The 12,398-nt window shown below is 59.1% G+C and carries 7 protein-coding genes; 4 read left to right on the top strand and 3 right to left on the bottom strand.

Annotated elements, in window-relative coordinates; translation table 11 throughout:
• Positions 1–450 precede the first annotated feature (450 nt).
• Positions 451–1,956 carry a DUF922 domain-containing protein gene (locus J3U87_RS25465; RefSeq protein ID WP_237378604.1) on the top strand — a complete coding sequence of 502 codons (1,506 nt, stop codon included), beginning with the start codon at positions 451–453 and terminating at the stop codon, positions 1,954–1,956.
• 286 nt (positions 1,957–2,242) lie between these two features.
• The gene (locus J3U87_RS25460) at positions 2,243–3,964 is read left to right on the top strand and encodes a diguanylate cyclase (protein WP_237378603.1); all 1,722 of its coding nucleotides are present in this window, start codon (positions 2,243–2,245) and stop codon (positions 3,962–3,964) included.
• 107 nt (positions 3,965–4,071) lie between these two features.
• On the opposite strand, the gene J3U87_RS25455 is transcribed toward J3U87_RS25460, so the two are convergent.
• The 3 genes from J3U87_RS25455 to J3U87_RS25445 all read right to left on the bottom strand — a co-directional run bounded on the left by J3U87_RS25455 (position 4,072) and on the right by J3U87_RS25445 (position 10,433).
• Entirely contained in the window at positions 4,072–8,184 is a 4,113-nt protein-coding gene (locus J3U87_RS25455) for a sensor histidine kinase (RefSeq protein ID WP_237378602.1), read from the bottom strand.
• 14 nt (positions 8,185–8,198) lie between these two features.
• Positions 8,199–8,618 carry a hypothetical protein gene (locus J3U87_RS25450; RefSeq protein ID WP_237378601.1) on the bottom strand — a complete coding sequence of 140 codons (420 nt, stop codon included), beginning with the start codon at positions 8,616–8,618 and terminating at the stop codon, positions 8,199–8,201.
• Positions 8,619–9,077: 459 nt separating this feature from the next.
• The gene (locus tag J3U87_RS25445) at positions 9,078–10,433 is read right to left on the bottom strand and encodes an OmpP1/FadL family transporter (protein ID WP_237378600.1); all 1,356 of its coding nucleotides are present in this window, start codon (positions 10,431–10,433) and stop codon (positions 9,078–9,080) included.
• A 283-nt stretch (positions 10,434–10,716) separates the two neighbouring features.
• On the opposite strand from J3U87_RS25445, the gene J3U87_RS25440 reads away from it, so the two are divergent.
• The gene (locus tag J3U87_RS25440) at positions 10,717–10,902 is read left to right on the top strand and encodes a hypothetical protein (protein ID WP_237378599.1); all 186 of its coding nucleotides are present in this window, start codon (positions 10,717–10,719) and stop codon (positions 10,900–10,902) included.
• Between the two features lie 469 nt (positions 10,903–11,371).
• A complete protein-coding gene (locus J3U87_RS25435) occupies positions 11,372–12,355 on the top strand; it encodes a cobalamin-binding protein (protein ID WP_237378598.1) in 984 nt (327 codons plus the stop codon).
• The last annotated feature ends 43 nt before the right edge of the window (positions 12,356–12,398 follow it).

Genomic DNA, 12,398 nt, shown 5'->3' with positions numbered 1-12,398 from the left:
GATCCACACGAATTCCCTGCACCTCCGGGGGTTGTCCCGAGGTTGGCGAGTTCGGTGGGGACAGGCAAATGTAATCGCTTAAAAACATTGGCTTTAGGTTCGTGATCTTCCAGCAGCTAGCTGGGGCGGTAGATACATCGAAGCACTTTTTACTCGTGCGGATCGGTTTGATTCGTGGACTTTTAACGCCTCATCAAATGCCTGATCGAGTAGGCTCACGGGTTTTGGTGGACATCCTTAAGCGACCCTCTCGGATACGGAAGGCAGGGTACCTTTCGATGGCGAAAGGCACGCGAAACGGCTCCGTCTCCGGCACGTTGGCCAACAAATTTTCTCGAACACCCAAAATTTCAATTTCTTTGGGGACACTTTCGCGGATTTCGCGCCATATAGTAATGAGTTCCTCAGCCCCGCCTTTCCCGACAAAAGCATCGCGTTCCGGAGTTTTCATTGAGCGACAACCATCAAAACGACCATCCTTTGATCGAACAATATTTAAAGAAGTCGATTTGGAGCCGCCTCGGCCGACTCTTCTTTACCCTGATCCTGCTCACCCCCATCGCCGGGCTGGCGAGTTGGTATGCCTGGGGCGTGATCGGTTCCGACAAGCGTCAGGAACTTCGCGAAACCTATCCTGCGATCGAGAAGTTGGCCGCCTACGTCGAACATCACGGTTTCCAGTTCGACACACCGCCACAGGACACCGACCAAGCGAACGGTCGCCCCGGTTCTTCACCCAAGCAAGCCAACCCCGCTCCGAGACCGGCCAGAGAACCGCGCGACGAAACGCCCATCATCGACATGCGCGATGAAGCGCTTCTGGCCAAGGCCGCCTCGGATCCCGACCCGGCCACCCAATCCAGCCGAAAACCATCGGCTCCCGCGCTTCAACCGCAACAGATCGAGTCGGACCCGGTCCGCCGGAAGACAGGGGAATCGGGCTGGATTCAACTTTCCGACGGCACCATCATGCGTAAGGACGAGTTCCATGCACGCGCCCGCGAAGAACGCGGCGACCGCTTGGCCAAAGTGGAAACCCTGCTCGAACAGGGTGGTTTTCCCGTTCGGATGAAAGCCTGGGACCGAGCCCATCCCCTGACCTGGGACGACTTCGCCAACCAGAACGTCAGCGAAGAAAAATCATTCGCCGGTGCCTATATCCTTAGCGGAATCTACCTGTCGTCGAGCAGGAACAGCTTCCTGGCCTTCGCCTACATGGAACCCAACCTCTCCTGGTGCCGGCCAGGGATGCGCAATGACTATGGACTCGCCCACGAACAGCTTCATTTCGACATCAGCGAGATCTTCGCCCGTCAATTGCGCGCCTCGCTCGCCAAGATCCCCCCACACGAGATCGACAAGGCCAACGAAGCATACCGACGCATCGTCGACGAAATGAACCGCACCCAAACCCGTTACGACGACGAAACCCAACACGGCATCTCCAGGGAATTGCAAAGCAAATGGGCGGAAAGCGTCGCGGATGCCCTGGAAAAACTGAACCTCCATTACTGGAAACCCAAATGGCCCAGAAGCAGTCTCCACCCGGTCACTCATTTCTACAAAGCCCAACTCTACGAGCTGGGTATCGAGGGTTCGGACCAATCGTTGACCCTGGCCGCCAAGTGGTATCGAAAGGCCGTTGTCGGCGAATCGGCGGCCGCCGCCAACAACCTGGCACGCATGCACCTGTTCGGACACGGCGTGAAGCAAAACGAGAAAAAGGCCTTCCGGCTGTTCCGCAGAGGCGCCAAGGCCGGCAGCCCCTACGCTCAGTTCAATCTCGGGGTCATGTACCTTCACGGCTACGGGGTGAAACCCTCGAAGGAAAAGGCGGTGAAGTGGTTCACGGCCGCCGCCGACGGCAACCCCCACGCCCGCAAGGCCTTGATCAGGCTGGAACGCGAAGCCGCCAACGGTCAAACGGCCCAGGCCGATCGAATCTCGGCCAAGTGACGGGTGGCGAACCCCTGTTTTACCTTTTCTTTACAAAGTTATCTTCCGCGGGTTACGCTTTTCCCAACACGCCGCCCATCGACCCACCGGCCCCGCTCGCGGTACCCGCCACGACGAAACCTGCTGTAACAGCATGTGTTCGCCGCGGCATTCCGCAATGCGGCAGCGCGCCGGGACGACATGCGGTTCGGAATGGCTCCGAGAACCCCCATCAAAAATTCTGGTTTTGGAGCATTCTTCCGATAGGTTCACCAGATGCCCCGAGAATGAATCACGGTGGGACTGCATGGAAGAGAAACAAGAGCGCTTTCTCAAAAAGTTGGCCGCACTCCGTGGGGACTATGCCAAAGAGTTACCGGAACGATTTCAAAAGCTTCACGAATTGGTGGATCGGTTGGAAAAAAACCGGACCGATACGGCAGTCTTCGACGAAATCGTCCGTCGGATCCATTCGTTTTCCGGTTCTGCGGTCTATTTCGGCTACGGAGAGATGAACCTGATCGCGCGCGAGTGCGAAATGGTGCTGAACGATTGGCAAGAGCGCGAGGTCCCGGTCGACGATCGCGAGATCCAGCAGCTCAACCACTTTCTGGCGCGGCTGGAAAAGGCGGCCGCGTCGCCGAGCCCCACCCGCCAGACCACGCTGATCAACGATCCGTTACCCAAAAGCGAAACGAAGAGCCCCAAGCCCCAGGACGCGGGGAACGCGCTCCACATCTGTCTGGTCGAGGAAGACCCGCGTAATCGCGGCGAGTGGGAACTGCAACTGACCCTCTTCGGGTTTCAGGTCCATTCCTTCGAGCAAATCGACCAACTTCGGGCGCGGTGGCGCCAGGGAAAGTTGGACGGGACCGAAGAAGTGGGCCTGATGTTGCTGAACCTGGACGAACAGATGCGCGATCCCGGCAACAGCGAACAACGCCGCTTCATGGCCCAGTTGAGCATGGAGACCGCGGTCATGTTCACCGCCAGCCGCGACGACCTGACCGTGCGACTGGAAGCGGTGCGCATGGGCGGCCGCGCGTTCCTGACCAAGCCGATCGAAATCAACGACCTGGTCGACGAGGTCGACAACGTGCTGTCGGTCACGCCTACCGAACCCTTTCGGATTCTGATCCTCGAGGACGAAATCCACACGGCGGAGCACCTGAGCAACATCTTGGAATCGGCCGGGTTTCGCGTTTGTGCGGTGACCGATCCCTTCAAACTGCAGGACAAGATCGGTGAATTCAACCCGGAATTGGTGCTTCTCGATTACCACCTACCCCAATGTACCGGCCTGGAATTGGCCAAGGTGATTCGCCAGCAATCGCGCTACATGGCGATCCCGATCGTGTTCCTTTCCACCGAGGAGAACCTGGAACGTCACTACCACGCCCTGATCGCCGGAGCGGACGACTTTCTTACCAAGCCCATTTCGCCGCGGCAGTTGGTCATTTCGCTGCGTGCCCGGTTGATTCGGGCCAGAGCCCTGCGGGCCATGATGACCAGCGACAGCTTGACGGGGTTGTTGAACCACTCCACGGTCAAGCAGCGCCTCGCCTCCAGCCTCAAAATCGCAGACCGCAACAACAAACCCCTGACCTTCGCCATGCTCGACCTGGACCATTTCAAGACGGTCAACGACACCTATGGTCACGCGGTAGGCGATCGGGTCCTCAAAAGCCTCGCATGCCTGCTGCGGCAACGGCTTCGTCGCAGTGACATCATCGGTCGGTACGGCGGAGAAGAGTTCGCGGTGATCCTGCTGGACACCGATGCGGAGCGGGCTTTCCACGTGATGGACGAAATACGCCGCAACTTCGCCCGCATCAACCACGACGCCGATGGGGTTTCGTTTCACGTGACCTTCAGTTGCGGATTGGCCTGTTTCCCCAACCACCAAGACCTGGAAGAACTCTGTATGGCTGCCGATCAAGCCTTGTACGCCGGCAAGCACCAAGGCCGTAACCGCATCGTCAAGGCGCCACCGGTCGGCACGCCACCGTTGGCGGAACCGCCGGAGTGAATCGAGGATAGGGCGCGGCTTCTTGGAAATGGTTCCTCTATTCGGTTGACGAGACATTCGGGCGAGAACCTCGTGGGCCGGTCAAAAACCGGGCAGGGAGTTCCGATTCAGGTAAAAGTCGTCTCCGAGGCCACTTCGGGTTGGCGCAGCGGAATGCGAACCTGAAAACGCGTACCTTCCCGATAATCGGGATCGATGTGCAGCGAACCCTCGTGCAGTTGCACGTACCGCTTGGCGATGACGAGCCCCAATCCGGTTCCCTGGTCCTTGGTGCTGAAGTAGGCCTCGAACACGCGTGGCTGGTCCTCCAAGGGAATTCCCGGCCCGGTGTCTTCGATCGTGATGAGGGCGGCGTCTGGCTCCGCGCGCACCTCGATACGCAGGCGACCGCGACGTTCCATCGCCTGTACCGCGTTGACGATCAAATTGTGCAGGCTGCGCCGCAGGAGGCGTGCATCACCCTCCACCTCGAGGCGGTCGGGCATGGTCACGACCAGTTCCAGATCGGTCATGGCCTTCTCGTAGGGCGACACCAGGTCGTGTACCAGGTGCGTGAGGTCGAAGGGTTCGACCGCGAGCGTCACGGGCCGGGCGTAGTCGCTGAACTCGGTGGCCGTGCGCCGCAGGATCTCCACCTGGCGGGAAATCTCCTCTTTGGTCTCCAGCAGGGCGGGCCCGAATTCGGGATGCTCGTCCTGATAGAGCTTGACCAGGTAGTCGATTTCGAGCTGGATCGGGGTGAGCGGGTTCTTGATTTCGTGGGCCACGCGCCGCGCCATTTCGGACCAGGCCTTGAAACGACCGGCCTCCATGGCGTGGGTGATGTCCTCGATCGCCAGGATGAGGCGGATGCCGCGCTCGGTGGTGCCGGGCACCGCGCGGGCCTTCACCAACAGTTCTCGCCGGCCGGTGGACCCCGACAGCCCCACGTTGCACTCCCCTTCCCATTCGGCGTCGACCGCCTCGCGCAACGGCACCAATTGCGGCTCACGCGCCAGCAATTCGTCGAAGGTTTGGGGGATGGAATCCATGTCCAGCAGCTCCCAAGCCATTTGGTTCTGTAGCAGCACGCGACCTTCGCGATCGAATCCGACCAGGCCGCCGCTGGTCGCCTTGAGCGTCTCGTCGAGCACGTCCAACTGCTCTTTCAAGCGCGATTGACTGAGCTGGATGCGTTCCTGCATGCTGTTGAAAGCACTGACCATGCGCTCCAACTCGTCCTGGCGATGCACGATGATCGGGCGGTTTTGAATCCCCTTGGCCATGCGCATCGCGCCACGCGTGATCGCCGATACGGGCCGCAGGAAGCTCTGAGCCAGGAACCGCGTCAGGCCCGCCATCAGGAAGAACAACCCGGCCAGGACCGTGACACTGAATTCCAGTTGCTCCTCCCAACGCAGCGATTGCCGCCGGTTGAAGGGAATCATCGTCATCGACAGCACCGCGGTGTGTTTGTCGGTGAGGCGAAGCGGCGAATAGCTGACCCAAATCGAACTGCCGTCGGGCAGGTTGCGCTGTTGGAAGGTGTAGGGTTTGTTCTCGATGATCAGCGAACGCACCAGGTCGAAGGAAAGCCGCCGGTTGAGAATACCCTCGCGAAAGACCTCCGGTTGGTGGGTCTTGTACACGCGACCGTCCAGATAAAGGCTCAGATCTTCGTTCAGAATCCGCGAAAAACGCTGCACCGGCAAGTTTCGTGGATTGGATCGCTCGAATTCACGGGTGCGCTGTTCCACTTCGGCGTCGCCGCCCCCTCCGGTCAATTCGTCGTTTTGGGGCTCGAGATACTGGATGAACAGGTTCTTGGCCGCGAGGATGTTCGAACGCGCGATCGCCTCCACTTCACGTACCTGGTTCTTGCGAATCGACTTGATCAACAGATAACCGAGGGTCGCGGTGGGCAGGACACTGCTCAGGAACATGAATCCGGCCATCTTGAGTGCGAAGGAACGGCGCCAATTGGCCAGCGGGCTGCGGGTGGGGCCCAGTCCCAGCCGGATCAGTCGCAGGATCAACCAGGCGGCCAGGAACAGCGCCAAATAACGCACGAAGATCATCCTGAGCGGCGTCGCCTTGTGGGTGATCCGATACAGGAAGGGCGAGCCGGAGAAGAAGAACAGGGTGTTGCGCGGCGACTTGGGATCCGGTTTCCAAAAATACACTTCTTCTTTGAGACGCTCGCGTTCGTCCAAGGTCAGGGCGACCGGATCGCCCTGGTTGTACAGCGACCGGCCGTTGCCGTCGTAGACGTCGAGGATATAGGCGAAATAGGGAAAGGCGTCGCGTGAACGGAAGGGGTAGCGACTCCCCTGTAGTCGACCCAACTGGCGAACCAACGACAGATTCTGGTAATCGTTGCCCAGCACGACCACCAGCTCGTAATCGCCGCGAACCGATGACAACAAGGTTCGAAACACGAGCCAGCCGGGACCGGAACGATCGGAACCGGATCGGTCCAGGCTGGTGATCGATTCGACCTGGTTCAGCGGCACGTGGTAATAGGGAATGCGATCCAGTGAAATATGCTGATCGACCTCGCTGACCGCCTCCCCCTGGGGACTGGACAAGCGCATGGCGAAATCGATCTGCTCTTCCAGGAGACCGCAACGCTGGGCGAACATCTCCATCAGGTGCTCGTGAGGCGCGTGATCGATTTGATCGGTGAGCGGTTCCAGTTGACCGATCAGGCGACCGATCCGAAAATGGTTGCGCTCCCCGAGCAGCGTGATCTCGTCGAGAATCTGGTTGCGGACGAAGTCGAGTTCCTGGCGGTGCTCGGTGAAGACCATGTTGGGATAGAAGAACAACACGCCGACCGCCGCACGAACGGAGGCCGGAGCTCGCACGAAACCCGCCAGCGCCAACAAGGCCAGCGATCCGAGCGCCTGCCACCGTTCAGGTTGCAGAAACAGGCAGACCCCCACCACCAACCCGAGGGCGATCGCCAAATGAAGCCCTCGTTCCCAACGGGCCCGATCCATCAAGTGGAGGAGACAGGCCAGCAAAGAGAGGAAACCCAAGTAGCTGAGTAGTGCGCCTGGCGAGTCCAATGCCTCGAGCGGATGAATGTAGGAAAAGACATTGGCCTGTTGCAGGGCATCCGCACCGAACATCACGAATCCGGCGGCCAGCACCAGGAACGCGAGGCTCCACAGCGGGTGCTTGGGCGCCAGGGCGCCCCGCCCTCCCAGGAGCACGAGAAACGCCAGGGAGCTGGAAAGAAAAAGGTGGAACGGGCTGATCAGCAGGCCCCCGAGCACGGTGGTCCCGAAGATGTAGGAGGCCAGGACGGTGGTATCGTCCGGCGGGATTTGCGCGAACGAGCCCAAAGCCACCAGGGCGAGCAGAGGCGGGACGAACCGGAAACGAACCGGGGTCTTGCCGAACAACAGGAAAAAGGCCGCGACCAGGGCCAAGACCCAACCGAGCGCGGCCGCATCGAACAAGAGCGAACTGTCGTGATCGGGAAAGAAGCTGAGGTCGTAGGGCAATGCCGGCACGGTCAGGGTTTCGGCCAGATCCACCAGAAACCGGCCCTTTCCGGGCTCGACCACGCGCGGTTGATAATGACGAAAGGCCGGATCCTGCGCGACCAGCCAGGTATGGGACCGCTCCTCGAAGTGACTGGACACCAGCAGCGTTTCCAAACACAGAAAACCCTCCGCCTGTTCGGCACTGGGCAGCGGTACCAGGACCTGCAGGAAGAGCCGGCCGTCGCGCATGCCAAGCGCAGGGGCGCCCGGCGTCAATCCCTCGTAGGATTCGCTGAAATAGTTCCCCTGCCAGACCAACGGTTCCATGTTGAGGTTGAACAGGGTCACCGAGTCGTGTGCGGGCAAGTCCGCATGGCGAAAAAGAGATCCCGATTCCGGGTTGCCGAGGCGGGGATTCTTGCCGCGCAAGAGGGCCAGTGAGCCCTGCATCTCGCGATCTTCGAGCCAGGATTCCAGGTGAAAGTCGCGCATCAAATGAAGCGCGGCATTTTGGGGAACACCCGGTTGCGGGATCGTCTCGGCGGGGATCCACAACAGCAGCGGCGCGGCGACGAGGATCAGGATCAGGCCGGAACTGCGACCCTTCCATTCGCGCATGGCCGCCGCGAAGGCGAACGCGCCCACGAGCGCCTGGGCGATGTACAGAAACGAATGGGGAAAACAGACGGTGAAGACCTGAATCGCGAGGAAGACGCAAACCAGATTGTAGGCTCTGAAAAATCCCATGTACGGCGATTCCATCAATACAGGTCTTGAAGTACCCAACGTTGCAGGGCCAATTGGGAGGATCGTTGTTTGAAGTGAAACGCGAAAACGGCCCGGTGTTCGCGTCCACTCTTGCGGTCACTCAAAGTCAACTGAAGATGAACTTCCAACCAGGCGAAATTGGTGTCGCCCTGGGAATTGATGATTTGGGCTTTGGAGACGCGAAACCGATCGTGAATTTTTTGAAAGCCCAAGTTGACCTGTTGCTGGCTCAGATTGCCGTGATCCTGGAGCAGGGGCCGCAAATCCACGTGAACGCGCCCCTGATCGGCCAGCAGCCGTGCGAACCGGCTGCCGCTGTTCTTGGCAAAGATGTCGTCCAGGGGGGGCAGTCCCTCACCCCCGAAACTGCCAAGCATCCAACCGAGGACACATAAGCTCAAAACACCAGTCATGCAACCACCTCGTGCGCGATCGAGGCTTCGACTCGCGCAATCCCGCCGCCAATGGGAACGTGCATCCAAGCACCTGACGGGAAATCATTTCGAATCGTTCGGTCTCTCGGTTCATTATGCAATATTCAGGCACTGGTTTGGGACGGGACCGGCGAACTGCGGCATTTTTGTGGCCATGAGGGCGAGCGAGGGAGCGTCAGCCAAAAAAAATGGCCCTCACCAATGTCACCCCGAAGGGTTCTCGGTGAGGGCTGACAGTGTAACGCGGATGCGTTATGGAGTTTTCAAGCTCCCTTCAAAATGCTCTACCGTTGATACACTCCCCAAAACCTGACCGACCGTTCACGCATTTTTCAAAAAAAGGTGTCCGGAGGCGGCCCCAAAACGAAAAAAGGCCGGAGCACCGTGGCTCCGACCTCCGTGTTCGTTGACAGGCGGCTGCGATCGGCCGCCTGGAACTTAAAAGTTGTAAACCAGGCCAAGGGTGAAAATGTCACCGCCAAGCTCAAATTCACCGTTGAGAAAGTCGGTGGAGCTCGGCAAGCTGACGCCGGCATTGTCGGAATCGATGTACGCATAGGCGAAATCGAAAGCCCAGGGGCCGTGGTTGTAGGTGAAGCCGGTGGTCAGCCACAGGCGATCGTTATCGGGGATGCGCGGCGTCCGGTTTTCAGGAGCGGGAATCGGGGTTTCTTCATCGGCGATACCTGCTCGCCATACCCAATCCTCGTTCACTTGCCAATCGAAGCCCAGCGAGATGCGAGTCGCCTCGTCCCACTCGGTTTCGACCACGGAATCCACACGGCCGGTTTCGGAGTAGACCACGCGCAATTCGGGAAACACGGTCCAATCGGCCCACTGGACGTCCAGGCCGAGCGACACGTTGCCGAATTCGTGGGTCAGGCCGACAAAAACCAAAGTCGGCAGGGTGATGTCGACGAAGCCACCGGAATCGGCGAAGAGCGGACGGCCGTTGGGGTCGACGAACTGCGAAAATACGGCTTCGTAGCCGGCGGGGATGGTGAAGTCGGCACGACCGTCGAGGCTGCCCTCGACTTCGTGACGGTAACCGATACCGAGACGGGTATGGTCGGTGAAATTGAACAGGCCACCCACGTTGAAGCTGACCTTTTTGTCATCACCGGTGATCTCGACGGAACCATCGTTCATTTGGGGCGCCAAACCGAGAGCGGTGGCTTGGGCGGGACCGAGTACCGAGAACCCGATGGTGCCGAAATCGATGTGCTGGGCGATTTTGGCATCGTCCATTTGGTAGTAGTTGATGCCGACGCCCAGTGCGACGCGATCATTGAACTCGTAGCTCAGGGCGAGGTTCACGGCGATGGTTCGCAGCTCCGATTCGGTGGCGTGATAGCGACCAACCCAGTCGGAATCGAATTCGGTGGCCAGACCGAACGGCGCGTTGATCGAGCCGCCGATCCGGATCTTGTCACCAAAGCTTTTGACAATGTACGCGGAAGGAACGACGGCCGATTCCGGGCCGTTGCCGCCACTTCCACCGGTAGTCGGAAAAGCGCCGGCAACCGTCGAGCCCTGGTTCTGGAACTCGGCGTCGATGGAAAGAACGTTGGCCGCAAAACTGGCCACATCGCCTTCGCGACTCATGGCCGCGGGGTTGAACCAAACAGAACTGCCGTCACCCAAACCGGTGGTCACACCGGAAAAGGCGCGGGCAAGACCGCGGGCGGATTGCTCGGAAACCTGATAGCCGCCGGCCATCAGGGATGATTGAAAGCAGACGAAGCACAGCGCCAAGACGACCACATGACGCAGGCTAATACGATAACTCCACATAATCCAGTCTCCTAAGTAACTTGTGACGGTACGGCATACTCCTGGATTCGTACCTTGCAGCTTCCTGAGCGGCGTAACGACGACCGGATAGGCGGCGGTCTGAAGCGATTGGAAGGGATCGCGGAACTCACGAGGCGCACCCCAACCCGTCCGACCCGATTCGGAGACGGGAGGAAACATGAATCCGGTGACAACCCATGTAAACAATTCATAAGGAAAACATGCCTACCCAGGAAAGCATAAAAAGAATCGTCAAACGTAGGACAAATGGGAGCCAGGTCCCATGAGACCACGTGTGATGAACCCGAGCCGAACGGCAACCAACGTGGAAACCGAGACCAAAATCAAGGCATCAACCGGTGGAAAATTCGGCGGAAATCATTTTCAATCGCTTGACGAACCGGGCCTAGTGTATCACCGAACGAAAGGTCTTGGAATTTTTTTCTGGTGGAAACAGGGCTTTTTTTGAGGATTCGTTCAGTTTTTTGACTCAAAACACAAGTTTAAAGAAACCAAAGCACAAGAAAAAAGTGAACACATAATCATTATTATAAAGCGCCTGAATCCACGCGCCGTTCCACCGGAAATCCGGCCATCGCCGCCCGGCGCCCCGTTCACCGTAATCCCACGATGGGACTGCTCTCGCCTCCGCCTTTCGCAAAGTCATCTACGTAGCGTCCTGGATTTTTTCCGCACTCGGCATATTTGGTAAAGAAAAATCCCGAACGGGGGAACCTACCGACGCGCGGGTATCTCTCCGAAAATCAGATTCCCTTTTGTGGTTTTTGGCATTTGGGTATAAAGTGGAGATCAAGTAAGACCACACCACCCATCAGGCGCTCCCATCAGAATGGATCCGTCGCATCGAACCATTGTCGGTGTTGATATATGCGCGCGCGAAATGTTCGGGAGGTTGCGCCTAGAGTAAGGACGTGACCTTGAGAAAGCCCCGCATTGTTTCCCTGATCCCCAGCGCCACCGAAATCGTTTGCGCCCTTGGGCTTCACCAGCGCCTGGTCGGCCGTTCCCACGAATGCGATTACCCCGCCGACGTGGCCACGCTGCCGATCTGCAGCACGCCCAATCTCAATCCGGCCAAGCCGTCGCGCGAGGTGGATCTCCAGGTGCGCGATCTGGTGAAGAACGCGCTCTCGGTGTACGAAGTCGACGCCGAGCGATTGGAGCAATTGAGGCCGACCCACGTGGTCACCCAGGATCAGTGCGCGGTGTGCGCGGTCTCCGTCCAGGAGGTCCAAGACGCCCTTTCCAGCATCTGCAATCGCGATACGCAGGTGGTGAGTGTCCAGCCACGAGATCTCCAGGGGATTTTGGACAGCATGCACGAGGTGGGTCAGGCGCTGGAGGTGCCGTTCAAGGCAGAGGTGCTGGTCACCGATCTCAAGGCCCGCATCAACGCGATCTACGCCAGAACCCACGAGCTCCACGATTTTCCGAAGGTGGTCTGCCTCGAATGGCTGGATCCGATGATGGGGGGCGGGCACTGGGTCCCCGAGTTGGTGCGTTTGGCCGGGGGTCACGACCCCCTGGGCGTGGTCGGCAAAAACGCACCCGACCTCGATTGGGCGCGTCTTTTGGAAATCGACCCGGATGTCCTGGTCATCTTCCCTTGCGGTTTCGATCTCGAGCGCACGCGACGCGAGGTCGCCACCCTGGTCGACACCGAGAACTGGCCCAAATTGAAGGCGGTCCAAGCGGGGCGCGTCTACCTCATCGACGGCCACACCTACTTCAACCGACCGGGCCCGCGCATCGTGGACTCGCTGGAGATTTTATCCGAGATCCTGCACCCCGGCGAATTCTCGTTCGGCCACGAAGGGACCGGTTGGAGCCGAATGGCGGCGCCCGTCGAGGAAGCGCCGAAAAGCGAGGCGCCGGCCCCCGAACCCGAAAGCGGTTCATGAGGCGGTAGAAGTACCTTTTTCGATCGGGTTTCTGCCCAAAAAT

Source organism: Sulfidibacter corallicola, assembly GCF_017498545.1.
In the GTDB taxonomy this organism is placed as follows: Bacteria; Acidobacteriota; Holophagae; order Acanthopleuribacterales; family Acanthopleuribacteraceae; genus Sulfidibacter; species Sulfidibacter corallicola.
The sequence above is the reverse complement of the archived record's forward strand: the minus strand, read 5'-3'. Positions and strand labels throughout refer to the sequence as shown.

Excerpts from the sequence above, each read along its gene's own strand:
- J3U87_RS25460 (WP_237378603.1), top strand. The coding sequence starts at position 2,243 with ATGGAAGAGAAACAAGAGCGCTTTCTCAAAAAGTTGGCCGCACTCCGT.
- J3U87_RS25455 (WP_237378602.1), bottom strand. The coding sequence starts at position 8,184 with ATGGGATTTTTCAGAGCCTACAATCTGGTTTGCGTCTTCCTCGCGATT.
- J3U87_RS25450 (WP_237378601.1), bottom strand. The coding sequence starts at position 8,618 with ATGACTGGTGTTTTGAGCTTATGTGTCCTCGGTTGGATGCTTGGCAGT.
- J3U87_RS25445 (WP_237378600.1), bottom strand. The coding sequence starts at position 10,433 with ATGTGGAGTTATCGTATTAGCCTGCGTCATGTGGTCGTCTTGGCGCTG.
- J3U87_RS25440 (WP_237378599.1), top strand. The coding sequence starts at position 10,717 with ATGAGACCACGTGTGATGAACCCGAGCCGAACGGCAACCAACGTGGAA.